Source organism: Luteimonas chenhongjianii (assembly GCF_002327105.1).
GTDB lineage: Bacteria > Pseudomonadota > Gammaproteobacteria > Xanthomonadales > Xanthomonadaceae > Luteimonas > Luteimonas chenhongjianii.
In genome coordinates this window covers 3,102,145-3,126,776 of record NZ_CP023406.1, presented here as the reverse complement: position 1 = coordinate 3,126,776, position 24,632 = coordinate 3,102,145, and the positions used below count along the sequence as shown (strand labels likewise).

The 24,632-nt window shown below is 68.2% G+C and carries 23 protein-coding genes, 1 tRNA gene and 1 pseudogene; 12 read left to right on the top strand and 13 right to left on the bottom strand.

Features of this window, described 5'->3' with window-relative positions; genetic code table 11:
• Nucleotides 1–46 precede the first annotated feature (46 nt).
• The 9 genes from CNR27_RS14160 (at nucleotide 47) to tmk (ending at nucleotide 6,980) form a co-directional block, all read left to right on the top strand.
• Nucleotides 47–484 (top strand): ExbD/TolR family protein, encoded by a 438-nt coding sequence (locus tag CNR27_RS14160; RefSeq protein WP_096299775.1) that lies wholly within the window; start codon nucleotides 47–49, stop codon nucleotides 482–484.
• 1 nt (nucleotide 485) lies between these two features.
• The gene (locus tag CNR27_RS14155; protein ID WP_096299773.1) at nucleotides 486–1,475 is read left to right on the top strand and encodes a cell envelope integrity TolA family protein; all 990 of its coding nucleotides are present in this window, start codon (nucleotides 486–488) and stop codon (nucleotides 1,473–1,475) included.
• Between the two features lie 412 nt (nucleotides 1,476–1,887).
• On the top strand, nucleotides 1,888–3,210 hold the full coding sequence (tolB, locus tag CNR27_RS14150) for a Tol-Pal system beta propeller repeat protein TolB (RefSeq protein ID WP_096299770.1): 1,323 nt from the start codon (nucleotides 1,888–1,890) through the stop codon (nucleotides 3,208–3,210).
• A 69-nt stretch (nucleotides 3,211–3,279) separates the two neighbouring features.
• Nucleotides 3,280–3,792 (top strand): peptidoglycan-associated lipoprotein Pal, encoded by a 513-nt coding sequence (gene pal, locus CNR27_RS14145; RefSeq protein ID WP_096299769.1) that lies wholly within the window; start codon nucleotides 3,280–3,282, stop codon nucleotides 3,790–3,792.
• Between the two features lie 8 nt (nucleotides 3,793–3,800).
• Complete coding sequence (gene ybgF / locus CNR27_RS14140; protein WP_096300702.1) at nucleotides 3,801–4,610, top strand: tol-pal system protein YbgF; 810 nt, start codon at nucleotides 3,801–3,803, stop codon at nucleotides 4,608–4,610.
• Between the two features lie 4 nt (nucleotides 4,611–4,614).
• The gene (queE, locus tag CNR27_RS14135) at nucleotides 4,615–5,295 is read left to right on the top strand and encodes a 7-carboxy-7-deazaguanine synthase QueE (RefSeq protein ID WP_096299767.1); all 681 of its coding nucleotides are present in this window, start codon (nucleotides 4,615–4,617) and stop codon (nucleotides 5,293–5,295) included.
• Between the two features lie 71 nt (nucleotides 5,296–5,366).
• Nucleotides 5,367–6,041, top strand: a complete 675-nt coding sequence (queC, locus tag CNR27_RS14130; RefSeq protein WP_096299765.1) for a 7-cyano-7-deazaguanine synthase QueC — start codon at nucleotides 5,367–5,369, stop codon at nucleotides 6,039–6,041.
• 67 nt (nucleotides 6,042–6,108) lie between these two features.
• Nucleotides 6,109–6,184, top strand: a tRNA-Lys gene (locus CNR27_RS14125).
• Between the two features lie 121 nt (nucleotides 6,185–6,305).
• A complete protein-coding gene (gene tmk / locus CNR27_RS14120; RefSeq protein ID WP_096299763.1) occupies nucleotides 6,306–6,980 on the top strand; it encodes a dTMP kinase in 675 nt (224 codons plus the stop codon).
• 2 nt (nucleotides 6,981–6,982) lie between these two features.
• Here tmk and CNR27_RS15610 read toward each other — a convergent pair whose 3' ends face one another.
• Entirely contained in the window at nucleotides 6,983–7,333 is a 351-nt protein-coding gene (locus CNR27_RS15610) for a site-specific integrase (protein ID WP_222843103.1), read from the bottom strand.
• A gap of 42 nt (nucleotides 7,334–7,375) precedes the next feature.
• Here CNR27_RS15610 and CNR27_RS14110 point away from each other — a divergent pair.
• Nucleotides 7,376–8,490, top strand: a protein-coding gene (locus CNR27_RS14110) for an IS3 family transposase (RefSeq protein WP_179948192.1) whose coding sequence is annotated in 2 segments (ribosomal slippage) — nucleotides 7,376–7,628 and nucleotides 7,628–8,490 — 1,116 coding nt in all. Because the reading frame shifts where the segments join, the coding sequence is not laid out codon by codon here.
• A gap of 170 nt (nucleotides 8,491–8,660) precedes the next feature.
• Here CNR27_RS14110 and recQ read toward each other — a convergent pair.
• A complete protein-coding gene (gene recQ, locus CNR27_RS14105; protein ID WP_096299761.1) occupies nucleotides 8,661–10,505 on the bottom strand; it encodes a DNA helicase RecQ in 1,845 nt (614 codons plus the stop codon).
• A gap of 103 nt (nucleotides 10,506–10,608) precedes the next feature.
• Here recQ and CNR27_RS14100 point away from each other — a divergent pair, with 103 nt between their 5' ends.
• Together CNR27_RS14100 and tkt are read left to right on the top strand one after the other, a co-directional pair.
• Nucleotides 10,609–11,940, top strand: coding sequence for a dicarboxylate/amino acid:cation symporter (locus CNR27_RS14100; protein WP_096299759.1), 1,332 nt, complete (start codon nucleotides 10,609–10,611; stop codon nucleotides 11,938–11,940).
• 83 nt (nucleotides 11,941–12,023) lie between these two features.
• The gene (tkt, locus tag CNR27_RS14095; RefSeq protein WP_096299757.1) at nucleotides 12,024–14,012 is read left to right on the top strand and encodes a transketolase; all 1,989 of its coding nucleotides are present in this window, start codon (nucleotides 12,024–12,026) and stop codon (nucleotides 14,010–14,012) included.
• Between the two features lie 376 nt (nucleotides 14,013–14,388).
• Here the strand turns inward: tkt and CNR27_RS14090 are convergent, their stop codons facing one another.
• From CNR27_RS14090 to CNR27_RS14040, 11 genes and pseudogenes are all read right to left on the bottom strand, one after another.
• The gene (locus tag CNR27_RS14090) at nucleotides 14,389–14,706 is read right to left on the bottom strand and encodes a BolA family protein (protein ID WP_096299755.1); all 318 of its coding nucleotides are present in this window, start codon (nucleotides 14,704–14,706) and stop codon (nucleotides 14,389–14,391) included.
• A gap of 76 nt (nucleotides 14,707–14,782) precedes the next feature.
• On the bottom strand, nucleotides 14,783–16,771 hold the full coding sequence (locus CNR27_RS14085) for an acetyl-CoA hydrolase/transferase C-terminal domain-containing protein (RefSeq protein WP_096299753.1): 1,989 nt from the start codon (nucleotides 16,769–16,771) through the stop codon (nucleotides 14,783–14,785).
• Between the two features lie 9 nt (nucleotides 16,772–16,780).
• Nucleotides 16,781–17,137 carry a hypothetical protein gene (locus CNR27_RS14080; RefSeq protein ID WP_096299751.1) on the bottom strand — a complete coding sequence of 119 codons (357 nt, stop codon included), beginning with the start codon at nucleotides 17,135–17,137 and terminating at the stop codon, nucleotides 16,781–16,783.
• Nucleotides 17,138–17,387: 250 nt separating this feature from the next.
• Nucleotides 17,388–17,939 carry a flavin reductase family protein gene (locus tag CNR27_RS14075; protein ID WP_096299749.1) on the bottom strand — a complete coding sequence of 184 codons (552 nt, stop codon included), beginning with the start codon at nucleotides 17,937–17,939 and terminating at the stop codon, nucleotides 17,388–17,390.
• 64 nt (nucleotides 17,940–18,003) lie between these two features.
• Nucleotides 18,004–18,618 (bottom strand): molybdenum ABC transporter ATP-binding protein, encoded by a 615-nt coding sequence (locus CNR27_RS14070; protein ID WP_096299747.1) that lies wholly within the window; start codon nucleotides 18,616–18,618, stop codon nucleotides 18,004–18,006.
• Entirely contained in the window at nucleotides 18,618–19,325 is a 708-nt protein-coding gene (gene modB, locus CNR27_RS14065) for a molybdate ABC transporter permease subunit (protein WP_096299745.1), read from the bottom strand. The genes CNR27_RS14070 and modB overlap by 1 nt, the downstream gene beginning before the upstream one ends.
• 3 nt (nucleotides 19,326–19,328) lie before the next feature.
• Nucleotides 19,329–20,126 (bottom strand): molybdate ABC transporter substrate-binding protein, encoded by a 798-nt coding sequence (modA, locus tag CNR27_RS14060; RefSeq protein ID WP_096299744.1) that lies wholly within the window; start codon nucleotides 20,124–20,126, stop codon nucleotides 19,329–19,331.
• Between the two features lie 27 nt (nucleotides 20,127–20,153).
• Nucleotides 20,154–20,723, bottom strand: a complete 570-nt coding sequence (locus tag CNR27_RS14055; protein WP_123831374.1) for a hypothetical protein — start codon at nucleotides 20,721–20,723, stop codon at nucleotides 20,154–20,156.
• A 301-nt stretch (nucleotides 20,724–21,024) separates the two neighbouring features.
• Complete coding sequence (locus CNR27_RS14050) at nucleotides 21,025–21,789, bottom strand: S1/P1 nuclease (protein ID WP_096300698.1); 765 nt, start codon at nucleotides 21,787–21,789, stop codon at nucleotides 21,025–21,027.
• A gap of 201 nt (nucleotides 21,790–21,990) precedes the next feature.
• Nucleotides 21,991–23,652, bottom strand: a pseudogene (locus CNR27_RS14045) (type IV secretory system conjugative DNA transfer family protein); the annotation flags it as partial.
• A gap of 46 nt (nucleotides 23,653–23,698) precedes the next feature.
• Nucleotides 23,699–24,268, bottom strand: a complete 570-nt coding sequence (locus tag CNR27_RS14040; RefSeq protein WP_157745511.1) for a hypothetical protein — start codon at nucleotides 24,266–24,268, stop codon at nucleotides 23,699–23,701.
• Nucleotides 24,269–24,632 lie beyond the last annotated feature (364 nt).

The window sequence follows — 24,632 nt, the reverse complement described above, 5'->3', positions numbered from 1 at the left end:
GGCCGCCCCCGCGGCCGCTGGATCGTCCTCGTACCCGGAAACCGCCATGTCGTCGATCTCCCTTCGCCGTTCCAAGCGGCGCAAGCTCAAGAACGAAATCAACGTCGTGCCCTACATCGACGTGATGCTGGTGCTGCTGATCATCTTCATGGTCACGACGCCGCTGATGAACCTGGGCACCGACATCAATCTCCCCGATTCGCGCGCGATGTCGCTGGGCTCGCCGCAGGATCCGGTCGTGGTCAGCGTCTACCCGGACGGTCAGCTCGCGCTGATGGTCGAGCAGCAGAACACCGCGGTCACCCGCGAGGATCTGGTCGCGCGGCTGCGCGGCATCCATACCCAGAACCCCGACGCGACCATTCTGGTCAGCGGCGATGGCGCGGCCAGCTACCAGCGGATCATGAATGCCATCGACCTCATCAACGAGGCCGGCATCAGCAAGGTCAGCCTGATCAGCCGGCCGGCGGACAGCGCGAACTGAGATGCGCGAGTCGCGTTCCGACAACGTGGTCTCGATCGGGCTGGCGCTGCTGGTCCACATCCTGCTGTTCGGGCTGATTTTCCTGGGCGCACTGTGGAGCGCATCCTCCCGTCCGGAATCCGCGATGGGCTCCCCGGTCTCGGCCGACATCATCGATCCCAACGCACTGAGCGCGGCTGACCGGCGCGCGCTGGCCAGCCGTCCGGAGCCGGTGCCAGATCCCGAACCTGTGACCGAGCCCGCCCCCGAGCCGGTGCCTGATCCCGTGCCCGAGCCTTTGCCCGAACCGGTCGAGGAACCCGTCGCCGCCGCGCCGCAGCCGCTGCCCGAGCCGCGCCCCGAGGATGCCGTCGAACCACGCCAGGTCGCACCACAGGAAGTGGTACCTAAACCCGACACGATTTCGCAGGCTGCCGTGCGCCGCGATGCGCTCGCCGCCGAGCAGCGCGAGAAGGAACAGGAAGAGAAACGCCGCCAGGCGCAGATCGAGCTCGCCGAGCAGCAGAAGCAGCAGGAGGCCGAGGAAAAGCGACGCCTCGCGCGCCAGGAACTCGAGAAGCTGCGCGCAGAGCGCGAGAAGGCCCAACGCGACGCCCAGCAGGCCGAACAGCGCCTCAAGCAGATCGCCGAACGCAACGCCCAGCAGGCATCCGAGCAGCGCGCCGCCGCATCGGCCGCGAGCCCGCCCCCGGGTCGGCCGGACGGTGACAGTGGGCTGGCGGCGAAGTACGCGGCGGCGATCCAGGAGGCGGTGCGGCGCAACTGGCGCAGGCCCGACAACATTCCGCTCGGGCAGGTCTGCCGGATGTACATCACGCAGCTGCCCGGCGGCGAAGTGATGAGCGTCGAGTTCGATGCCTCCTGCCCCTACGACGCGCAGGGTCGGCGCTCGGTGGAAGCGGCGGTGCGCGCGGCCGAGCCGTTGCCCTATGCCGGCTTCGAATCGGTGTTCAATCGCCGCCTGAATTTCAACTTCCGCGCGCAGGATTGATGCTGCGAGTGCCGGCCGTGTGCCCGTCGCCGTAGCGCCAGCGCATGCCTTCCCGATCCGATTTCCGGCCGCCGGCGCAGCGGTCGGGCTTTCCGGCGCGTGGGCGAGCTCGCAAGTCGATGCTCGCAGGGCCGTCGGATCGCCGCGCATCGCGTTGCGGCCATGGTTTGCGAGGTCCCGAGTCAATAGACGTGGCTCGACCGCGCCGGCAGCGCGACCCAGAGTTCCGCACGCGCGCCGCCAGCCGTCGAATCCGGGCTGCGTGGTGCCGTAAGGGCGTATGCACCGCTGGCGTGTGCAGCGTCTTCATCACGTTCACCCGCCAGGGGCCATGATTGCGCTGCTATTCATCCTGCCACCCGCTCGAGCGGCCAAGCTGCGCGGGCTCACTTTCTCCACGACCGGTAAACCGATGAAACCCATCCTGATCCGATGCCTGTTGGCCCTGTTCGTCCTCGGCCTGCCCATGCTCGCCAGCGCCCAGCAGCAGGGTCTCGAAATCGACATCACCGGCGGCAGCGCCCAGGCGATGCCGATCGCGGTCATCCCGATGCCCTACCAGGGCAGCGGCACCCCCCCCGATACCGACGTCGCCGCCGTAGTGCGCGCCGACCTCGACCGCTCCGGCCAGTTCCGTACGCTGCCCGAGCGCGACATCGTCGAGCGGCCGACCCGCGGCAGCGAGGTCCAGTACCCCACATGGCGTGCGCTGCGGCAGGACTTCCTGGTCGTCGGCCGGGTCGTCGATGCAGGCGGTGGCAGCTACCGCGTCGAATACGAGCTGTTCGACGTCGCCAAGCAGGAGCGCGTGCTCGGCCTGGCGATGACCGCGCGTCCGAACGCCATGCGCGATGTCGCCCACCAGATGGCCGATGCGATCTACGAGAAGATCACCGGCGTGCGTGGCGCGTTCTGGACCCGCATCGCCTATATCACCCAGACCGGCGTGGGTCAGAACGCGCGCTATGCGCTGATCGTGGCCGATTCCGATGGCCACAACCCGCAGACGGTGGTGCGCTCGAACGAGCCGCTGATGTCGCCGGCCTGGAGTCCGGACGGGCGCCGCGTCGCCTACGTCAGCTTCGAAAGCGGCAATTCGGCGATCTACATCCAGGACATCACCAGTGGTGGTCGCGAGCTGGTCTCGAGCTTCCGCGGCATCAACGGCGCTCCGGCGTTCTCGCCCGATGGCCGCCGCCTGGCGCTGTCGCTCTCGCGCAGCGGCAATCCCGAGATCTATGTGATGGATCTCGGCAGCAAGGCGCTGACCCAGGTGACCAACCACTTCGCGATCGACACCTCGCCCTCGTGGGCCCCCGACGGCAGCAGCATCTACTTCATCTCCGACCGCGGCGGCAGGCCGCAGGTCTACCAGGCGCCGGCCTCCGGCGGCAACGCCACGCGCGTGACCTTCGAAGGAAGCTACAACGCCGATCCCTCGGTTTCGTTCGATGGCAAGAAAATCGCCGTGGCGCAAGGTTCAGGCAACGTGTACCGTATTGCACTGCTGGATCGCAGCCTGGGGTCGCCCCGCTGGTCCACGCTGTCGCCAGGGTCGCTCGACGAATCGCCGAGCTTCGCCCCGAACGCCGGCATGGTCCTGTACGCGGCGCGCGAGGGGCGCAGGGGTGTGCTGTACGCGGTGTCTTCGGATGGCCGGGTGCGTCAGCGCCTGGTCCTCGCCGATGGTGATGTGCGCGAGCCGGCATGGGGTCCGTTCCGGGAACAGCGCTGACGCTACCTGCACGTCCTGTTAATTAACAATTGCCCTGTTGTTCATAGAAATAAACCAAGGACTGACGAGATGAAGACGACCACCCGTGTGTTGCTGGCCGCGATGCTCTGCACCGCTGCCGTTGCGTGTTCCAAGAAGGTGAAGGAAGAGGCGCCGGTCGACACCGGTCCGTCGACCGGTACCGTGGCGACTTCGCCGTCGACCGCGGGTGCCTACACCCCGGCTGACCTCGACAGCGACGCTTGCCTGCGTCAGCGCGTCGTCTACTTCGATCTCGACCAGGACACCCTGCGTCCGGAGTTCCAGGCCGTGATGGCTTGCCACGCCAAGTACCTGCGTGACCGCAACGCAGCACGCGTTTCGCTGGAAGGCCACGCCGACGAGCGCGGCAGCCGCGAATACAACCAGGGCCTGGGTGAGCGCCGCGGCAATGGCGTGTCCTCGGCTCTCCAGGCCAACGGTGGCTCGGCTGCGCAGATCGCAGTGGTCAGCTACGGCGAAGAGCGTCCGGTCTGCAATGACTCGAACGAAGATTGCTGGGCCCGCAATCGTCGCGTCGAGATCATCTACACGGCGCGCTGATGCGTTCGATGCGTCATTGGCTGGTGCTCCCAGTCGCGTTCGCGGCGACCCTCGTGGTCGCCGCGCCCGCATGGGCGCAACGCGTGAGCCTCGCCGACCGCGTGGCCGCACTCGAAGCGCGGGCGGGCGACACCAGCGCGAACGTCGACATGCTCAACCAGGTCAACCAGCTGCGTCAGGAGATCCTGGCGCTGCGGTCCCAGGTCGAGGAACTCCAGCAGCAGAACGAGCAGCTCAAGTCCAGCAACCGCAGCCAGTACCTCGATATCGACGGCCGGCTCAACCGGCTCGAGAGCGGGCAGGGCGGTGGTGGCGGACTGGAACTTCCCGATCTCAGCAGTGCCCCGGCACCCGCGGCAGGCGCGAATGCGCAGGCCGCGCGTGGCGGTCGTGATGCACCGGCCGCAGCGCCGGTGGCAGCGGCACCGGCCGACGAGCGCGCCGCCTACGAACAGGCGTTCAACGCCCTGAAGAACGGCCAGTACACCGATTCGGCCAGGCTTTTCCAGGCCTTCCTGCAGACGTATCCGCAGGGGAGCTATGCGCCCAATGCCCTCTACTGGCTGGGCGAGAGCTATTACGTCACCCAGAATTACGCGCGTTCGCAGGAGCAGTTCCTGTCGCTGCTGCAGCGCTATCCGCAGAGCGACAAGGCGCCGGGCGCGATGCTCAAGGTCGGCCTGTCCCAGTACGGACTGAAAGACCTCGATGGCGCCGAAGCGACGCTGGCCGATGTCGGCAAGCAGTATCCCGGCACCGACGCGGCGCGCACCGCTGCCGACAGGCTCCGCGCGATCCAGCTCTCGCGCCTGCGCTGATCCCATGACCGCCATCGCCTCCGATGCGGTCGCCGCATCCGCGGCCGACCGGCTCAAGCTCACCGAAATCTTCCTGTCCCTGCAGGGCGAGGCCCGCGATGCGGGCTGGCCGACGGTTTTCGTTCGCCTGACCGGCTGCCCGCTGCGCTGCAGTTATTGCGACACCGCCTACGCCTTCCACGGCGGCGACTGGTGGACGGTCGATGCGATCCTCGCCGAGGTCGCCTCGCACGGCGTCCGCCACGTATGCGTGACCGGCGGTGAACCGCTGGCCCAGAAACGTTGCATCGGCCTGCTGCGGAGGCTGTGCGACGCGGGCTACCAGGTCTCGCTGGAGACCTCGGGCGCGCTCGACATCGGCGCAGTCGATCCGCGCGTGAGCCGCGTGCTCGACATCAAGACGCCGGCATCGGGTGAAGCGCATCGCAATCGCTGGGAAAACCTGGCATTGCTGACCGCGCACGACCAGATCAAGTTCGTGGTGTGTTCGCGCGCCGATTACGAATGGTCGCGCGACATCGTGTTGACCAAGGGTCTCCAGCACCGCTGCGACGTGTTGTTCTCGCCCAGCAAGGGCGAGATCACCGGCCGCGAACTGGCCGACTGGATCGTCGCTGATCGGCTGCCGGTGAAGTTCCAGATGCAGTTGCACAAGCTGCTGTGGGACGACGAACCGGGCCGCTGAGCCTGCATCCGCTGCCCGGCTGCGCTAGCCTGTCACGCGCCCACCGAATTTTCGTTCCGCATCAGATCCCAATGAAGAAAGCTGTCGTCCTGTTGTCCGGAGGCATGGACTCCGCCGCGGTTATCGCCATCGCCCGGGAACAGGGCTTCGATGTGCATGCGCTCAGCGTGCGCTACGGCCAGCGCCACACGTCCGAGCTCGAGGCTGCCGCGCGCGTCGCCGCGGCGATGGGTGTGCGCGTGCACAAGACGGTCGACGTCGACCTGCGCAGCATCGGCGGCTCCGCGCTCACCGATGACATCGACGTGCCGGAAGCGGGCGGGGCGGGCATCCCGGTCACCTACGTGCCGGCGCGCAACACCATCATGCTGTCGCTGGCGCTCGGTTGGGCAGAAGTGCTGGGCGCAGCCGACATCTTCTGCGGCGTCAACGCCGTCGACTATTCCGGCTATCCCGATTGCCGTCCCGAGTTCGTCGAGGCGTTCGAACGCCTGGCCAACCTCGCGACGAAGGCGGGCGTCGAAGGCGCGGGCATCCGCGTGCACGCGCCGTTGCAGCACATGGGCAAGGACGCGATCGTGCGCGAAGGCGTGCGGCTCGGCGTGGACTTCGGGTTGACCGTCTCGTGCTATCGCGCCGATGCGGATGGTCGCGCCTGCGGACACTGCGATGCCTGCCGCCTGCGCGCCGACGGGTTCGCCGCCGCCGGCGTGCCCGATCCCACCCGCTACGTCGCCCAGGCCTGAGGCCGACGCGTGGCTCACATTGCGCTAGAATGCGCCCCCTGCGCCGCGCTGCGGCGACAGTCTCGATGGGTCGTTAGCTCAGTCGGTAGAGCATCGGACTTTTAATCCGCTGGTCGATGGTTCGAATCCATCACGACCCACCATAAAAACAAGAGCTTACGCGAGATAAAAGTTGGGTTCCGTAAACATCTCCGTAATTTCCAAGCTCACCCTCTGTGATGCGACATCTGCCGGGACGGCAGGGTCCGGTGATACAGTCGCGCGATGAGCAGCCGGCACCCTGACAGCCTTCTAATCGTCATCGAGGGCATCGATGGCGCTGGGAAGACTACTCTCGCGAACTCGTTGCGCACTTGGCTGCTCGACGGCGGCCGATCAGTGACGATCAGCAAGGAGCCGACCACTGGCCCCTGGGGGATGAAGCTCCGCGAGTCGGCCGCCACCGGGCGTCTGACACCGCAGGATGAGTTGGATTACCTGGTCAAAGATCGGGAGCAGCACGTCTCCGAATTGATCTCGCCGGCGCTCGATTGCGGTGAGATTGTGATCCTCGATCGCTACTACCCTTCGACGGTCGCCTATCAGGGCGCGGCTGGAATTCCGCTCAATACTGTTCTTGATGCGCATGGCTTCGCGCCACAGCCGGACGTGCTGTTGTTGCTCGATGTGGAGCCCCGAGTCGGTATCGAGCGCATCCGTGCTCGTGGAGACAAGCCGAACGCATTCGAGACGTACGACAACCTCGAAGCGTGCCGAGCGATTTTCCTCGATCTGGAGATGCCGAAGGTCGTGATCAATGCGGCCCAGTCGCCAGAACAGGTCTGTGCTGAAGCGCAGTTTGCGATTTTGAAAGAGCTGGCGGAGCGTGGGGATCCTCTCAAGAGCGACACCGAGCGCGTGCGCGACCTGATCGCAGTAATGCCGAGGCTGACGGCCTAGGCTCAATCGGGCGGAGCCACCTCTGGCCCCGACTTGTCGTAGGTCTTCATCATCTGCTCGCTGAGCCCGAGCGCCTGCTGCTTCTCGGCGAACGTGCCGGGCGTGTCTGTGCCGCCCTTGCGCCTTAGGTCATGCAGGCCGAAGCGCTGATCGGCGGTGATGATCTCTTCCTCGATCGCCAGCTTGATGAAGCGCTGCCAGGCTGTGTCCAGACCTGACTTGGTGAGAGGCTCGCCATGCTCGGCGAGGACGACCCCATGCGGTCTTCCGCGCGCAGCGGCGTGATGCGGGTCGTGCGCTCGATAATGCCGCGCGGTAGGCTCGTAAGCTCCCCCGCGCCGCAGACACCGCATAAGTAGATCTTTCTGGCATCGTTTCCCTAGCCAGGAGGTTCCATGCGCACATCGAAGTTCACCGAGACGCAGATCGTCGCGGCGCTCAAGCAGGCCGACGCAGGCGTGCCCGTCAAGGACATCTGTCGCCAGGTCGGTATCAGCACAGCGACGTACTACCGGTGGAAGAGCAAGTACGGAGGCCTGGAGGCGTCGGAGCTGCGGCGGGTCAAGGAGCTCGAGTCGGAGAACGCCAAGCTCAAGCGGATGTACGCAGAGCTGGCGCTCGACAACGCGGCGATGAAGGATCTCATTGCAAAAAAACTCTAGGGCCGGCGCGCAAGCGCGAGGCCGTGCGGTACCTGATCGAGGTGCACGCGCGGCCGCTGCGTCGGTCCTGTGCATGCGTCGGGCTTGCGCGTGCGGCGTGGTACGCGCCGCCGCTGGACTGGACAGTGCGCGATGCCGAGTTGATCGCGGCCATCGCACGCGTGGTCCAAGATCGACCCAGCCGCGGCTTCTGGAAGTGCAGTGACGTGCTGCGCAGGACACGGCCCGATTGGAATCCGAAAAGAATCTACCGCGTGTACAAGGCCATGCAACTCAACCTGCGTCGCGCCGCGAAGCGGCGCCTGCCCAAGCGTGAGCGGGTCGCGCTGTACGTCCCCAAGCTCCCCGATACGGTCTGGTCGGTCGACTTCATGAGCGACGCGCTCGCCTGTGGCCGACGCTTCCGCACCTTCAACGTGGTCGACGACTTCAACCGCGAGGTGCTGCATATCGAGGTCGACACGTCGATCAACTCGCATCGTCTGGTGCGCGTGTTCGAGCAGATCAAGCACGATCATGGCTTGCCGCAGGTCGTGCGTTCCGACAACGGGCCCGAGTTCCTGGGCGAAGCATTCACCAGCTGGCTGAAGGTCAATGGTGTGGCGATCCAGTACATCCAGCCCGGCAAGCCGAACCAGAACGCCTTCATCGAACGCTTCAACCGGACCTTCCGGGAAGAAGTGCTCGACCAGCATCTCTTCGCCCGCCTCGACGATATCCGCGAAGCCATCCATTGGTGGATGATCGATTCCAACGAAGAGCGCCCCCACGACTCGCTCGGCGGACTGACGCCTGCCGAGTACCGCAATCAACACGCCCGAAGTTCTACTTTTGAAGTGTCTGCTTGACGGGGGAGCTTACGGGCTGTAGCGGCGTCCCACGCCGCACGCATGCGAGATCTAGTCTCACGTTCCTCCGCGCCCGTGCTCGCCTGCCGCGAGGCGCACGACCCAAGGCCCGCGTCTGGGCAGGCCGCATCCGAGCAAGCGTTCGCGAGCTTGCGCCGTGCGTCGCGCGCTCAGTCCGCGTCCAGCACCGTCTCCAGCACCGCGTCGCCATAGCGCTCCAGCTTGCCCGCGCCGACGCCACCGATGCCACCGAGTTGTCCGTGGCTGATCGGGCGGAGCCGAGCGATCTCGCGCAGGGTGGCGTCGTGGAAGATCACGTAGGCGGGCACGTTCTGTTCGCGCGCCAGGCGTCCGCGCAGGGCGCGCAGCGCTTCGAACAGGGGGCGGTCGGCTGGTGCCAGGTCGATGTCGGCGCCGGTGGCGGCGCGTGAGGTGCGCGCGCGTTCGCGGGTGTCGGTGGGCTTGCGCAACATCACCTGGGCTTCGCCCTTGAGCACGGCGCGGCTGGCTTCGGTCAGGCGCAGTCCGCCGTAGCCTTCGGCGTCGACATCGAGCAGGCCGTGGGCGACGAGCTGGCGCAGCACGCTCTTCCAGACGCGCGCGTCGACATCGGTGCCGACGCCGTAGGTGCTCAGCTGGTTGTGGCCGAACTGGCGGATGCGTTCGCTGTCGCTGCCGCGCAGGATGTCGATGATGTGCGCGGCGCCGAAGCGCTGGCCGCTGCGGTAGACGCAGCTCAGCGCCTTCTGCGCTGGCACGGTCGCATCCCAGGCGTCGGGGGGGTCGAGGCAGTTGTCGCAGTTGCCGCAGGGTTCGCCCGGGCCCTTGGCGGCATAGTCTTCGCCGAAGTTCGCCAGCAGCACTTGGCGGCGGCAGCGCATCGTCTCGCAATAACCGACCAGCGCGTCGAGCTTGCGGTGCTCGAGGCGCTTGCGCTCGTCGCCCGATTCGGACTGCTCGATCATCTGCCGCAGCAGCACCAGATCCCCCAGGCCGAAGCACATCCAGGCGTCGGCCGGCTCGCCATCGCGTCCGGCGCGACCGGTTTCCTGGTAATAGCCCTCGATCGATTTGGGCAGGTCCACGTGCGCGACGAAACGCACGTCGGGCTTGTCGATGCCCATGCCGAAGGCGATCGTCGCCACCACCACCACGCCGTCGCTGCGCAGGAAGCGGCGCTGGTTGGCTGCGCGCAGGTTGGCATCCATGCCCGCGTGATAGGGAATCGCGTCGATGCCCTGGCCGGCGAGGTATTCGGCGGTTTCCTCGACCTTGCGCCGCGACAGGCAATAGACGATGCCCGCCGAACCGCGATGGCCCTGCACGAAATCGAGCAGCTGGCGCTTAGCGTTGTCCTTCTGGACCACGGTGTAGCGGATGTTGGGCCGGTCGAAGGAACTGACGAAGCGGCGCGCGTCTTCCAGCTGCAGGCGCTCGGCGATCTCGCGCTGGGTCGGCGGATCGGCGGTCGCGGTCAGCGCGATGCGCGGCACGTCCGGCCAGCGCTCGTGCAGGATGGTCAACTCGCGGTATTCACGGCGGAAGTCATGGCCCCACTGCGACACGCAGTGCGCCTCGTCGATCGCGAACAGGGCCAGCGGCGCGCGGTCGAGCAGCGACAGGAAGCGCGGGGTGAGCAGCCGCTCGGGCGCCACGTAGAGCAGATCGAGTTCGCCGGCCAGCAGTTCGCGCTCCACCCGCTGCGCGGCCTCGCCGTCGAGCGTGGAATTGAGGTAGGCCGCGCGCACGCCCGACTGCAGCAGGGCGTCCACCTGGTCCTGCATCAGTGCAATCAGTGGCGAGATGACGATCGCCACGCCATCGCGCAGCAGCGCCGGCACCTGGAAGCACATCGACTTGCCGCCGCCGGTGGGCATCAGCACGAGGGCATCGTGGCCCGCGGCCACGTGTTCGACGATGGCGGCCTGTTCGCCGCGGAAGGCGGCATGGCCGAACACGCGCTGCAGGGTGGCGAGCGCGTCGCCGGCGATGCCGGCAGGGGGAAGCGAAGACATGGGACAAGGATACCGGCTGGTGGATCGGTCCGGCGCCTCGCCCACCTGTCGGGAGAGCCCCGATGCTTTGCTAAGCTTCCCGCCTTCTCGACAGGACCCACCGATGAATTCGACTTCCGGCTCCGGCGGCATGCCCCTGCACAACAAGATGCTGATCGGGTTTCTGATCGGCACCCTGGCCGGACTTGCCGCGAACTTCTTCGTTGCCGATGCCGGCTGGCTCAATGGCCTGATCACCTACGTCGCCGACCCCATCGGCCAGCTGTTCCTGCGGCTGCTGTTCATGCTGGTCATCCCGCTGGTGTTCTCGGCCCTGGTGCTGGGGGTGGTCGAGATCGGCGATCCCGCCTCGCTCGGACGCATCGGTCTCAAGACCCTGGTGTGGATCCTCGCGGTGACCGCGATCGCGGTGCTGATCGGCCTGGTGGCGGTGAATCTGTTCCAGCCTGGCCGCGGCATCGATCCGGTGGTCGCGCAATCGCTGCTGGCCGCCAGCTCCGATCGGGCGACCGAGATCGCCAGTGCACGCGAAGGCGTGTCGGGCATCCAGGTCCTGCTCAACATCGTGCCGCGCAATCCCGTGGAGGCCGCCGCCAGCGGCGATCTGATCGCGGTGATGTTCTTTGCGCTGATGTTCGGCATCGCCGCCACCGCGCTGCGCACGCCGGGCACGCGCAGCTTCGTCGCCGCGGTGCAGGGCGTGTACGACATCTGCCTGAAGCTGATCGGCTGGGTGATCGCGCTGGCGCCCTATGCCGTGGCGGCGCTGCTGTTCTCGATCACCGCGCGCCTGGGCGTGGATGTGCTCATCCAGCTGGCGCGGTTCGTGGGGACCGTCATCGCGGCGCTGGGCGTCCACTTCCTCATCGTCATTCCGATCCTGCTGTGGATCTTCGGCCGCATGAGCCCGCTGGCGTTCTTCCGTGGCGCGCAGCCGGCACTGCTGACCGCCTTTTCCACCTCCTCCTCCAGCGCCACGCTGCCGACCACGCTCAAGGTCACCGTGGAGAACCTCGGCGTGCCGCGCCGGGTCGCGCGCTTTGTCTGCACCCTCGGCGCCACCGCCAACATGAACGGAACGGCGCTGTTCGAGGGCATCACCGTGCTGTTCCTGGCGCAGTTCTTCGGGATCGAGCTCGGCATGGGCCAGCAGGGCCTGGTGCTGGTGCTGTGCATTCTTGGCGGTATCGGCGCGGCGGGCGTGCCGGGCGGCTCGTTGCCGGTGATCGCGATGATCCTGGTGATGTTCGGAATTCCGCCCGAAGGCATCGGCCTGATCCTCGGCGTGGACCGCCTGCTCGACATGTGCCGCACGGTGGTCAACATCGGCGGCGACATGGCGGGTTCGGTGGTGATCGGGCGCTCCGAGCCGGCCGAGGCGCCGGACACGGCGCTCGACGCCGCGCTTGCGGACACGCACACCGGCCCGGTCTGAGCCCCGATCGGGCGCAGACCCGGCAGGGGAGTGACAGGCGTGGGACAATCATCGGCTCCCGTCCGCTGCCGCCTGTCCTGCCCATGACCACGCCGACCCGTCGCGAACTCGCCAACGCCATCCGTTTCCTCGCCATCGATGCCGTCGATGCCGCCAAGTCCGGTCATCCAGGCATGCCGATGGGCATGGCCGACATCGCCGAGGTGCTGTGGAACGACCACCTCAGCCACAACCCGGCGAATCCGCAGTGGCTCAACCGCGATCGCTTCGTGCTGTCGAACGGCCATGGCTCGATGCTGCACTACGCGCTGCTGCATCTGTCGGGCTACGACCTGCCGCTGGACGAGCTGAAGAACTTCCGCCAGCTGCACAGCAAGACGGCCGGCCATCCGGAGCGTCACGAAACGCCCGGTGTGGAGACCACGACCGGCCCGCTCGGCCAGGGCTTCGCCAATGCGGTTGGTTTCGCGCTGGCCGAGCGCCTGCTCGCGCAGCGCTACAACCGCCCGGAGTTCGCGGTCGTCGACCACCGCACCTGGGTGTTCATGGGCGACGGCTGCCTGATGGAAGGCATTTCGCACGAGGCCGCATCGCTGGCGGGCACGCTCGGCCTGGGCAAGCTGGTCGCGTTCTGGGACAACAACCACATCTCGATCGACGGCAATACCGACGGCTGGTTCACCGACGACACCCCGGCGCGCTTCGAGGCCTACGGTTGGCGCGTCATCCGTGATGTCGACGGGCATGACGCCGACGCGATCTCGCGCGCGATCCAGGCCGCCATCGCCCAGGACGACAAGCCGGTGCTGGTGTGCTGTCGCACGACGATCGGTTTCGGTTCGCCCAACCGTGCCGGCAAGGAGTCCTCGCACGGCGCGCCGCTGGGCAAGGAAGAGTCCGACGCGACCCGCGCTGCGCTCGGCTGGACCCATGGTCCGTTCGAGGTGCCGCAGGCGATCCGCGACGGCTGGAACGCCGTCGAAGCGGGCAAGGCGCGCGAGGCTGCGTGGACGCAGATGTTCGAGGCCTACCAGGCCCGCTATCCCGACCTGGCCGCCGAATTCCTGCGCCGCTCGCGCGGCGCGCTGCCCGATGGCTTCGAGGCGCAGGCCGACGCTTTCATCGAAAAGCTGCAGGCCGAAGGCCCGACGATTGCGTCGCGCAAGGCCTCGCAGATGTCGATCGAAGCCTTCGCGCCGCTGTTGCCGGAGCTGATCGGCGGCTCGGCCGACCTCGCGCATTCCAACCTCACCCTGTGGAAGGGCAGCAAGTCGGCAGCCAGCACCGACGCGGACGCGAACTACATCTATTACGGCGTGCGCGAGTTCGGCATGTCCGCCATCGCCAACGGCCTGGCGCTGCATGGCGGCTTCATTCCGTTCGACGCCACGTTCCTGGTCTTCAGCGACTACGCGCGCAACGCGGTGCGGATGAGTGCGCTGATCCCGGCGCACGCGATCCACGTGTACACGCATGATTCGATCGGCCTCGGCGAAGACGGCCCGACCCACCAGCCGGTCGAGCACCTCGCGTCGCTGCGCTACATCCCGAACAACGATGTGTGGCGGCCTTGCGACGCGGTGGAATCGGCGGTGGCGTGGAAGGCGGCGATCCTCCGCCAGGACGGCCCGAGCTGCCTGGTGTTCTCGCGCCAGAACCTGACCCACCAGCCGCGCGCCGCGGCCCAGGTGGCGGCCATCGCGCGCGGTGGCTACGTGCTCAAGGACTCGGTTGGCACGCCGGAGATCATCCTCATCGCGACCGGTTCGGAAGTCGGCCTGGCCACGGAGGCCGCCGAGCAGCTCGGCGACGGGGTGCGCGTGGTGTCGATGCCCTCGACCGACGTGTTCGACCGGCAGGACGCGGCCTACCGCGAATCCGTACTCCCCACCGCAGTGCGCAAGCGCGTCGCGATCGAAGCGGGCGTCACCCCGTTCTGGCGCGCCTACGTCGGTCTCGACGGCGCGGTGATCGGCATCGACAGCTTCGGCGCCTCGGCGCCGGCCGACAAGCTCTACGCCTATTTCGGCATCACGGTCGAGAAGATCGTCGAGGCGGCGCGGGCGCTCTGACCGGCCCGCAGACGAGGATCGACGTAGATTGGAGAAGCCCGCGAAAGCGGGCTTTTTCCTGCCGGGGTACGGCCGGCCCGCTCCTGTGCGGATGCCCGAGGTCGGCAGCGTCCCCCGCTCGTCGATATGGCGCGCGCGCGTTCCGTTATCTTTCGGCCCCTCTCCCCCCGGGAGAGGGGTTGGGGTGAGGGCGGCCTGTCGCGAATCCGCCCGAAGGAGAAGCGGCGTCATCTCGGCGACCGATCAGCCTCACGCCCCGATCCCATGGCCGCTGCGTCGGTCCCCTCTCCGGCGGAGATGGAGCAAGGGCTAACGCCTCCCAGATCCCGCCAGGGCGAATCCGCACGCCCGCAAACGGGTTGACCTGCCCCGCGAGCTACCCCGCGGGCTTGTCGTGCCTGCTGCCGCCGCGGCAGTGCGGGGAGTCTGGCACCTGCACTTCTGCGGCCCACTCCTGGGGCGTGAAGGTGTGCAGTGCCAGCGCATGGATCTGCTGCATCTGCGGACCGAGCGCGCGATACACCATCTGGTGACGCTGCAATGCCCGCTTGCCCTCGAACGCAGCGCTGACCACCACCGCCTTGTAATGCGTTTCCAGCCCCCGGCTGTGCATATGGCTCTCGTCCTCGACATCGAGGTACGTGGGTTGCAGCGCGGTGAGCGCATCGCGGAGCTGGTCGGCTCGGGTGGTCATGGTCGGATCCTGCACGGCGGTCGTCGAACGAGATGGAGGCGCACTGCGCGATCGCAAGCGGCCACGCCTGCGCGTCTTATGCGCCGGCCGTCGGTGCGGCCGGTTCCTCGCGCGCACCGGCGCGCGCGGTGCGGCGCAATCCCAGCGACACCAGTCGCGCCATCAGGTGTTCGTTCAAGCTGCCGGGCCGATCAAGCCGCATGCGCGCCAGGGCTTCGGCGTCCGTTCCCACCCCGTCCCGCAGCGCGGCAAGCAGTGTCGCGAACTTGTCGCGTCGGCTTGCGGTACGTGCGCGAAGCCAGCCAAGCGCCCGCACCAGCCGCTGCTCGACGATGTCGAAATCGCTGCCCAGCGGATAGTCCGGCAGGCTGCCGTCCTCGCGCAGCGGCGCCAATGCGGCCTCTAGGGCGGCCGGTGCGTTGCGCCGCCACGACTGCGGCACCGCGAAGCGCGCATCGAGCTTGCCGGCCGCCTGCGCGCGCGCAATGAGGACGTCCTGGCACGGCGCCTCGGCGATCCGCGTCATCGCACGTACGCAGTCCTCGTCGGTGGCGCCACGCAGGTCGGCAATTCCGTACTCGGTGATGTAGATGTCGCGCAGGTGCCGTGGAATCGTCGTATGCCCGTAGTTCCAGCGGATGTTGGTCACGCGTCCGCCGTCGGCGTCGCGGGCGGCGCGCAGCAACAGCACCGACCGTGCATCGGGCAGGGCGTGGCCCATCGCCACGAAGTTGTACTGTCCGCCGACGCCCGATACCACGCGTCCATCGTCGAGGGCATCGGATACCGCCGCGCCCAGGGCGGTGGCCATCATGCAGCTGTTGAAGAAGCGCGCGTCGCGGCGCTGCAGGCGCTCGAGGCCTTCGTCGAGACCGTAGAGCTCGTTGACCTCGCCGACCCGCTTCATGCCGATGCCGCGCCGCGTTTCCTCGTCGAGTGCGCGCAGCCAGGCGTAGAAGTCCGGCGAACCCAGATAGAAGGCGCCATGCAGGAACTCGCCGTTGCGCTCGATGAGTTCGTCGTCCAGCGCGCTGGTGGTGCCGGCGTTCGCACGTCGCATCAGCGCGGCCTTGTCGACGACGCGGCGCTTGATGACGCCGACCTCGACCAGGCGTTTGAACCCTTCGTTGATCATCTCGCTGCAGCCGTAGAGGCCGGTGGCGAAGGGCTCGAGCCCACCATGCGCAAGCACCGCAGGATGCGTGGCGAGATCCGGGTCGAGCGCATGCAGTACGCGCCTGTAGGCGGCGTTGTCGGTGTGGCGCAGTGCCAGCGCGTGGCACAGCGCATCGGCCAGCGCGCCGATACCGATCTGCAGCGTGCCGCCATCACGCACCAGCGCACTGGCGTAGAAGCCGATCGCATAGTCGGCATCGGACACCGCCTCGCGCGGCAGGCCGAACAGCCGCGGCCACGGCGGCGGCGGGGCGACGACGACATCGAAGAATGCGGCGTCCACCGAGGCGGTGCCACCAAGCCACGGCAGCGCGGGGTCGATCTCTCCGACGACCAGCGGCCTGGCCTGTCCTGCCGCCAGCAAGGCATCGAGCACGTCGAAGGTCAGATCGGTGTTCGAGGAAAGCGAGAAACGCGTGCCGTCGTCGTTGGCGGCCACCTTCTGCACCACGACGTTGACACCGCGCCCGACGAGCGTGCGGGCGACATGCGTGTAGTTGAGGCTGGCGTATCGGCGCTGCGCCTGCACCGAGCCCAGCATCGCGCCGGACTGCATGTAGAACTCCTCGATCTCCATGTGCGGCGGCAGCGCATTGCGGCGCAGCGCATCGACATATTTCAGGCGGACGAAGTCCTCGCCGAAATGCTGCTTCGCGAACGGGCCGATGAAGCGGCCTTCCAGGTCGTCTCCGCCGCGCGGCGGATCCAGCGACAGGGCGGTGTAGAGCGAGAACGGGCGCGTGGGGTCGGTGAGCGCGGCGTCGTAGAGTGCATTGAGCAGGCGGTGTGGCTTGCCGATGCCGAGAGGCGCGCAGACACGCAGCGCGCCGCTGACGTGCTCGCGCACATGCGCCGCCGCCGCATCGAGATTGTCGAGATACAGAGTCATCCCGACAGCCTAACCGTGCTGCGCAGGCGTGTCCCCGCCCGTGACGCGCTGCGCGCCGGGCACCGCGTCGACCATCACCAGGACTTCGTCGATGCGCCAGTGCACGGCCCGCGCGACGTTGCGGATCGTATCCGTCATCGCACTGTCGAGCATGCCATCGCGGGTGCTGACGAAGACCACGCCCGAGAGGTGCATGCCCTCTTCGTGGAAGCGCACCCGGCATGCGATGACATCCGGGTGCGCGGCGACCGCGGCCGCCACCGCGTCGGGCAAGGGGTCGTGATCACTGCGGTCGACACGCTGGGGGCGCGCATCGTGCATGTCGCGCACCGCGTTGCGCAGGTTGCGCACGCCATCGTGAAGCACCGCGCCCGCGATGACGACGGCCGAGGCGGCGTCCGCCGACCACAGGCCGTAGCCGATCCAGGGAGATGCCGGCGACCGCGGTCATCCAGTCGGCCTTGTTCATGTCGGCGTCGGCATGCAGCGGCCTGGAATCGAGCGCGCGCGCCAGCCTGAGTTTCAGTCGGCCGAGGATCACCGGCGGCACGCACGACACGGCCAGTGCCGCGATCATCACCCAGCCCTGCCAGATCACCGTGTCGCCGATGGCCACTCACGACTCGAGCATGTCCGGGCGGAACAGCCGCCGCCGCGATACGGTCCGGCCCGCAACCATGAACGCCCCGCCGCCGCGATAGTGCACGGTCACCGGCCAGCGCGGGCGCTTGGCGGCATGCGCCGCAACCACGCGCCAGACGAACAGCGGATAGTCCGCGGTCAATCTGGTCTCGTGCAGACGGCATTCGAAACGGGCGTGGCATTCGCCGATGCCGGGGGCATCGACCTCGCTGCCGTCGACGGCGGTCAGGCCGAAACGCTCGAACTTGTCTCCATCCGCGCTGCTGCAGTTGCCGATGCGCGCCACGGTGTCGAGCATGTCGGCGGCGGGCAGATTGATCACGCATTGGCGGCTGCCCAGCGCCAGTGCGCGGCTGCGGTTGGCCGACCAGATGTAGGTGCCGACCAGGTCGTAGCCGAGCATCATGTGCCAGCCCAGGGTCATGATGCCGCGCTCGCCCTTGTGCGCGCTCGACAGCAGCACGACGGGGCCGGGCTCCAGGTAGCGGCGGGTTTCTTCGACGGAAACCGGATGTGTGCGAGGCATGGCGCGGTCCCAGCGGGCGGGACGTGCATTGCGTCATTGCCGGCGTGAACGCCCCGTTCGCTGCTCAATCCAGGGTGTGCACCGCGTCGGCCAGGCGGCGCACGTCGTCGCTGGTGTGGCTGACGTAGAGCATCGGCAGCCGCACCTCGTCGCGGACCCGCTGCAGCCACGGGATCAGCTCCTCGCGCCGCGCCTCGTCCAGTGCCGAAAGAGGCTCGTCGAACAGCAGCACCGCCGGCTGCGAAAGCAACGCGCGCCCGATCGCCACGCGCTGCGCCTCGCCGCCGGAGAGATTCGCCGGCCGTCGCTGCAGCAGCGGCGCGATGCCCAGCAGCTCGACCACATGGTCCAGCGCGAAGGTCCGGGCGCCATTGTGGTGACCGCCGTAGACGAGGTTGCGTGCGACATCGAGGTGCGGAAACAGCCGCGCGTCCTGGAATACATAGCCCACGCGGCGCCGGTGCGCCGGCACGTCGATGCGCGCCGCGCTGTCGAACAGCACGCGGCCGTCGATCTCGATGCGTCCCGCGCGCGGACGCACGAGGCCGGCGATGGCATTGAGCACGCTGGTCTTGCCGGCGCCGGACGGACCGGTCAGCGCGACGACGCGCTGCGTGGCGTCGATGCGCACATGGCGGGCAAAACTGCCGCGGCGCAGATCGATGTCGAGATGCAGCATCAGTCGTGCGCCTCGCCGCGCTGGCGGCGCACCAGCCACTCCGATGCGAGCAACGCGGCCAGCGAGATCGCCACCGACACCGCGGCCAGGCGCCAGATGCCGGCCTCGCCGCCGGGCACCTGCATCAGGCTGTAGATCGCCGAGGAAATGGTCTGGGTTTCGCCGGGAATATTGGACACGAAGGTGATCGTCGCGCCGAACTCGCCCAGGGCCTTGGCGAAGGCCAGCACCGCCCCTGCAACCACGCCCGGCCAGGCCAGCGGCAGGGTGATGGTGCGGAACACCCGCCACGGGCTCGCACCCAGCGTGGCCGCGGCCTGCTCCAGGCGACGGTCGACGTTCTCGATCGAGAGGCGGATCGCACGCACCATCAGCGGGAACCCCATGATCGCGCTGGCCAGCGCGGCGCCGGTCCAGCGGAACGCGACACTGACGCCCAGGGTGTCCTCCAGCCAATGGCCGATGACCCCGTTTCCGCCGAGCATCACCAGCAGCGCATACCCCACGACCACCGGGGGCAGGACCAGTGGCAGATGCACCAGTGCATCGAGCAGCGAACTGCCGAAGAAGCGGCGACGCGCAAGCAGCCATGCCGTGGCGATGCCGAAGGGCAGGCTGCACAGCGCGGCGGCCGTGGCCACCTTGAGGCTCAGGCGGATCGCTTCCAGTTCCTCGGGCGCGAAGTGGAGCGCTGCCGGCAGGTCCATCGCTCAGCGCACCACGAAACCGTGCGCGCGGAAGATCGCCGACGCGGCCCCGCCATCGAGCCAGCGCACGAAGGCCGCCGCCTGCGGATTGCGGCTCGCGCTCACGCGCGCCGCGGCATAGACAATGTCGGGATGACTGCCGGCCGGGAACGTCGCCAACACTCGCACCCGCGGTTCGGCCATTGCGTCGCTGGCGTAGACCACGCCCAGCGGCGCTTCACCGCGTGCGACGAGGGTCAGCGCGCCGCGCACGCTGTCGGACTCGGCCGTGCGCGACTTCAGCGACGGCCACTGGCCCATGGATTCCAGCGCGGCGCGGGCATACCGGCCCGCCGGCACGCTCGTGGTGAGCGCCAGTGACAGGCGCCCGCGCGGGCCCAGCAGCGGCAGCAGCTCGGCATCCGCATCCAGGGCCATCGGCTGCGCCGCGCTGCCGGCCGGGGCAATGAGGACCAGCGAATTGCCGAGCACTTCGCGGCGCGTCGCCGCATCGACCAGGCGCCGCTGCTGCAGCCAGTCCATCCATTCCAGATCGGCGGAGATGAAGACATCCGCGGGCGCGCGCTGTTCGATCTGCCGGGCCAGTGCTGAGCTTGCCGCGTACGAGACGCGCACCGGAGTGCCGGTTTCGCGCTGGTAGCGCGCCGCCGCGGCGTCCATCGATTCCTTGAGGCTGGCTGCGGCGAACACGGTGACCGGCGCGCGCTCCTGTGCCGCCACCGCCGCCGGCAGGCCGAGCGCGCCCAGCAGCAGAGCGGCGGCATGGCGCAGGACGCGGAATCGGAAGGGGTTGGAGGTCATGGTGGAACCGGTTCGAAGGTGGGCCGCTCAGGGCGCGGCGACGACAATGATGCGGTCCACCTGGCGCAGGCTGCGTGTCGGCCGCGCATCGGCCGGCACCAGCAGGCGCAGTGGACCGACGGCCGAATCGAGCGGCGCGCCATCGCAGCGGTCCACCAGATAGACCGCGCGGCCGCCGAGCGTCGGGTCGAGTTCGGCCAGCGAGAACAGCACGCGCGTGCCATCGCGACTGTCGATGCGCACGTAGCGATCGAGCTCGTCGTCCTGCAGGGCAGCCTCGGACATGGCGCCATGCGCCCGCAGCAGCGCCGTCAGCGAGACGCCCTCGCAGTGCTGATGGGCGTCGCCCGCGAAGGCTTCCACGCGGTGGCGGGTCAGTGACGCGCGCGCTGCGGCGTCCAGCGGGACAACGATCGGCGACGGTGACACCGGACCGCTCGCGTGCTGGTGCGCGGTGACCGGGTCCGGAGGCTGGGCGTGGGCGCTGGCCATAGCTTGCAGGCACAGCGCGATCAGCAGGTGACCGAGCGCCCCGCGTCCGCAACGCCCGAGGCGTCCCGCGATCGGATCCCCGTGATGCGCGCGGCGTCCGCTCAAGGCGTGTCGCCCCGCGGTTGCAGGCAGCGTGCGTGGTCCTCGCGGTTCTGCGGCCAGGGGCCTGCGCTGGGACGGGCGCGGTGCAGCGGCCGATGCGTCGGCATCACCGGCGGCACCTGGTCGACTGCCGACCACGCTGGTGACGCGCGACGGTGCGCGCGAGTCGGCATCGTGATCACCGGCCCGATGCCGTCGCAGGTGCTCCATCGGTATGAGGTACGCATTCGACATCGCGCCTGCCGTTTGGCGGAGGCCTGATGCTAGTCCACGCGGCTGCGCAGGCGGTGGGGATCCGGTCCGCTCAGGGCGCCGCCAGCGCGGCGTTGAGGACCGTGGCCAGGCGCGCGCCGGCGTCGCGGACCTGCTGCTCGATCAGCGGCAGCTGCGTGTCCACGTAGCTCTGTGCGATCCGCGCACGGGTCGGATACACGCCCGGCGCCACGGCGATGCGGCAGGCCGCCTCGACCCATTGCGCTGCAGCCGGTTGCGCCGACGCCGGCTTCCGCGCGTCGGCCGACGGCGCGCGCGCGGCGATCCGCGTCAGCCACGCATCACCCGACAGCTGCTGGCTGTTGAACATGCCGCTGTCCCAGAACGCGTGCAGGTTGGTGCCGCGCCCGCGGAAATTGAGCTGCTTGTCGTTGCCGCCCCGGTCGTGGGCATAGCCGGCATGCATCGGTTGGTGCGCATCGCCGACGAAATGCACGACGAACTTCAGTGCCTGCGCGCGTTCGGCCTGCGACCGGCGCCGATCGGCCAGGATCGCGGTTTGCGTTCGGATGGCTTCGACCACGCAGTTCCCGCCGGGACAGTCGCGCGGCGCCGAATAACGGCAGTTGGACTCGGCGATATTGACGTAATGCCAGGACGCCGAGCGCCGGCCCAGGTCCGGATCCTGCCCGCGCAGCTCATCGGCCCAGGTGGCGACGCCAGCCAGGGTCGGATCGGGCTCCTCGGCCAGCAGGCGGGCCACTTCGTCGCGCGCGGCGGGGGTGAGATCGCGCTCGGCGAGCTGTGCCACCACACGGTGGCCCAGCTGGCCCCAGGCGTGGACGGGAGCGGACATGGCAAGGGCGGCCAGCAGGCCGCCGCACAGAAGGATTGGACGCATCATCACGTAAGTTTAACCCGCGACGAACCCTGCCCGGCCCCGTTCCCACATTGCCGAAACTGCTCAGTTCAGCGCGGGCGCAGGATGGCTCGGGTGTGCATGCGGCTTCTGTGCCTCCGGCCCGCACGGTGCCGGCGACGGCGCGAGCGCGAACTCGAGGTGCGCGACCGGAACCCGCGGCAGCAGGCGCCGCGTGAAGTAACGGTCCCGGTAGTAACGGATCTTGCGGCAACGCACCGGGCAGGCGAGTCCCTCGTAGAGCACGATCTGGGTCTGCGGACCCATTGCCTTGAGTTCCTGCGGCAGCATGAGGGCGCGCTTCTCCAGCACCTCGTTGTCCGATACGCCGCGACCGCGGCCATGCGAACGGGTACGCGCACGGCGTCGCACGGTGGTGAAGCCGAGCATCTCGGAATAGTCGTTGGCGTCCTGCTGTTCGCGCGGCGCATAGACGATCTGCAGGGCATGGTTGGTGAGGATGGTGCGCGAGAGTTCCTTGCCGTAGACCGCGTCGAGTTGCGCCATCGATTGCACGATCGGCAGCAGGCGCAGGTTGTAGCCGGCCATGTAGGCGACCGAACGCGCAATGATGTCGACGCGACCGATCGAAGTGAACTCGTCCATCAGCAGCAGGCACTGGTGCTTGAGCGTCGGATCGTTCTGCGGCAGCACCTTGGTGTTGACGTTGATCAACTGGCTGAAGAACAGGTTCACGATCAGCCGGCTTTCGGCGAGCTTGGCCGGCTGGATGCCGACATAGATGGTCATCCGCTTGCGCCGCACGTCGCGCAGATCGAAATCGTCGGCGCTGGTGGCCGCGTCGAGTACCGGGTTGAGCCAGGGATTCAGGGGCTCGCGGAACGCGCCGATGATCGAGGCGAAGGTCACGTCGGCCTGGGAGAGCAGGCCGGAGAAGGCGGTCCTGGCCTGGGCGCCGAGAAACGGAGCAGCGGCCAGAGACTGCAGATAGGGCTTGAGCTCGCCCCCGTTGCCCGACACCAGGCGCAGTACGGCGCCAAGCGTAGGTCGTGCACCGCTCGCCTCGGCATCGGCACGCTCGAACAGGTACAGCGTGAAGGCCAGGAAGGCATTGCGCGCCTGGCCGACCCAGAAGCGATCCTTCTCGTCGCCGTCCGGGTACAGCATGGCGGCGATCGCCTGGAGATCGGAGACGCGGAACGCCGAGTCGTCGGAGACGTAGGTCAGCGGATTCCAGCGATGCGTGCGGCGGTCCTCGGCGAAGGGGTTGAACAGATGGATCTCGTGGCCGATCGAGGCCCGCCAGCCGGAAGTCAGGTCGAAATTCTCCTGCTTGATGTCGAGCACCACCGCCGACTCGCGGTAGTCGAGCAGGTTGGGAATGACGACGCCCACACCTTTGCCCGATCGCGTCGGCGCCGCCAGGACGACGAACTGCTGACCGGCGAGCCGCAAGAGGCGACCGTGGCGGCGTCCGATGACGATGCCGTCGTCGCTGCGGCGCAGGAAGCCCGCGCGCACCAGATCGAGCAGGCCGGCAAAGCGGGCCCGGCCGTGGAGATCGCGGTGGCTGCGCAGCTTGAACAGCATGACCATCACCGCGAGCCACGCCAGGCCCACCAGTCCGAACGCGATCGCGCCGGCCGTCCAGATCCGCCACGCATGCCGCGCCACCTCGGGATGCTCCGCGACGCGGGCATAGGCAAGCCAGGTCCCCGCGCTGGCGGATGCGGTGTCGAGCCCGAGCAACCGCAGGACGAAGTAGCCGGCCAGGTACAGACCCGCCATCGTCGCCGCTGCGGTGGCGAGCGCTGCGGCGATCACGCGCCCACGGCTCATGCGCCAGTTCCCCTGGCGACCCGGCGGCGCCCTGCCTGCAGGCCGCTCATTGCGCGCTGCCCCGGGTATCGACGTACACGTAGTCTTCGTTCGATGGCCAGCGCTCAAGCCCGGCCTCGAGCTTGATGCAGGGCCGGCTGTCGCATGAGGCGATGGCTACGCGTTGCAGCGCCTCGAGCACGTCTGCGCGGACCGAGGCGCGCTCCGCACGTTCGAGATTCAGTTCCGCCAGATGGGCGGTTGCACCAACGATGCCCACTGCAGCGAGCGCCAACGCCAGCAGGGCGCCGCCGCCCAGCAGCCGTGTACGCGCATGGAGCCCTGCATGGAGGTGGCCGAGACTCTCGGTCGCGCGCTCGAGGCGCGTGGCGGCCGCATCCGTGCGCGTGGTGGTCGCGTCGAGCTGACGTGTCAGCGCGTCGCGGACCGCGGCGCCGGTCGCGTGCAGCATTGCCTCGCGACCGGCTGCCAGACGCTGCTCGATGTCCATCGCGGCGCCATGCAGCGCGCCCGCAGCGTCGCGCTGCTCTGCGGCGGCGCGTTCGCACTGCTGGGTCAGATGCGCTGCCAGCAGCGCGGCATTCGCGATGAAGTCTTCCATCTGCGAGCGATCCATCGTCCCGTCCATCGATGTTCCCGGGACATGAGGATGCGTTCAGCGCGAGCAGAATCCGGCGTGGATTTACCGGATCAAGGGGTCAGGGAACCACCAAGCGACATGTGGAGTACGCGTCATCGCGGGTCGGTGGAAGGCGCGTAGACACCTCGCGATTGCTCATGTGCCGGACGTCAAACGCACGGAAATACGCATGATTCCCTGTGTCTGCCGAGGTTCTGTGCCCCTTGCGGTCCCCCTGGAACCCACGGCATGCGTTCAATGGCAGCGCGTTGACGCGGAATTTTCGCGTCGATAGCGTCGCTCCCGTCGAAGTGCCACGGCCCGTATGGACCATGGCAGGGGCGGGGCAGGTCGCGACGCA

What these genes read in the sequence shown, in the direction of transcription:
- CNR27_RS14160 (WP_096299775.1), top strand. Translation starts at nt 47, where the DNA reads ATGTCGTCGATCTCCCTTCGCCGTTCCAAGCGGCGCAAGCTCAAGAAC.
- CNR27_RS14155 (WP_096299773.1), top strand. Translation starts at nt 486, where the DNA reads ATGCGCGAGTCGCGTTCCGACAACGTGGTCTCGATCGGGCTGGCGCTG.
- tolB (WP_096299770.1), top strand. Translation starts at nt 1,888, where the DNA reads ATGAAACCCATCCTGATCCGATGCCTGTTGGCCCTGTTCGTCCTCGGC.
- pal (WP_096299769.1), top strand. Translation starts at nt 3,280, where the DNA reads ATGAAGACGACCACCCGTGTGTTGCTGGCCGCGATGCTCTGCACCGCT.
- ybgF (WP_096300702.1), top strand. Translation starts at nt 3,801, where the DNA reads ATGCGTCATTGGCTGGTGCTCCCAGTCGCGTTCGCGGCGACCCTCGTG.
- queE (WP_096299767.1), top strand. Translation starts at nt 4,615, where the DNA reads ATGACCGCCATCGCCTCCGATGCGGTCGCCGCATCCGCGGCCGACCGG.
- queC (WP_096299765.1), top strand. Translation starts at nt 5,367, where the DNA reads ATGAAGAAAGCTGTCGTCCTGTTGTCCGGAGGCATGGACTCCGCCGCG.
- tmk (WP_096299763.1), top strand. Translation starts at nt 6,306, where the DNA reads ATGAGCAGCCGGCACCCTGACAGCCTTCTAATCGTCATCGAGGGCATC.
- CNR27_RS15610 (WP_222843103.1), bottom strand. Translation starts at nt 7,333, where the DNA reads ATGCGGTGTCTGCGGCGCGGGGGAGCTTACGAGCCTACCGCGCGGCAT.
- recQ (WP_096299761.1), bottom strand. Translation starts at nt 10,505, where the DNA reads ATGTCTTCGCTTCCCCCTGCCGGCATCGCCGGCGACGCGCTCGCCACC.
- CNR27_RS14100 (WP_096299759.1), top strand. Translation starts at nt 10,609, where the DNA reads ATGAATTCGACTTCCGGCTCCGGCGGCATGCCCCTGCACAACAAGATG.
- tkt (WP_096299757.1), top strand. Translation starts at nt 12,024, where the DNA reads ATGACCACGCCGACCCGTCGCGAACTCGCCAACGCCATCCGTTTCCTC.
- CNR27_RS14090 (WP_096299755.1), bottom strand. Translation starts at nt 14,706, where the DNA reads ATGACCACCCGAGCCGACCAGCTCCGCGATGCGCTCACCGCGCTGCAA.
- CNR27_RS14085 (WP_096299753.1), bottom strand. Translation starts at nt 16,771, where the DNA reads ATGACTCTGTATCTCGACAATCTCGATGCGGCGGCGGCGCATGTGCGC.
- CNR27_RS14075 (WP_096299749.1), bottom strand. Translation starts at nt 17,939, where the DNA reads ATGCCTCGCACACATCCGGTTTCCGTCGAAGAAACCCGCCGCTACCTG.
- CNR27_RS14070 (WP_096299747.1), bottom strand. Translation starts at nt 18,618, where the DNA reads ATGCTGCATCTCGACATCGATCTGCGCCGCGGCAGTTTTGCCCGCCAT.
- modB (WP_096299745.1), bottom strand. Translation starts at nt 19,325, where the DNA reads ATGGACCTGCCGGCAGCGCTCCACTTCGCGCCCGAGGAACTGGAAGCG.
- modA (WP_096299744.1), bottom strand. Translation starts at nt 20,126, where the DNA reads ATGACCTCCAACCCCTTCCGATTCCGCGTCCTGCGCCATGCCGCCGCT.
- CNR27_RS14050 (WP_096300698.1), bottom strand. Translation starts at nt 21,789, where the DNA reads ATGTCCGCTCCCGTCCACGCCTGGGGCCAGCTGGGCCACCGTGTGGTG.
- CNR27_RS14040 (WP_157745511.1), bottom strand. Translation starts at nt 24,268, where the DNA reads ATGGATCGCTCGCAGATGGAAGACTTCATCGCGAATGCCGCGCTGCTG.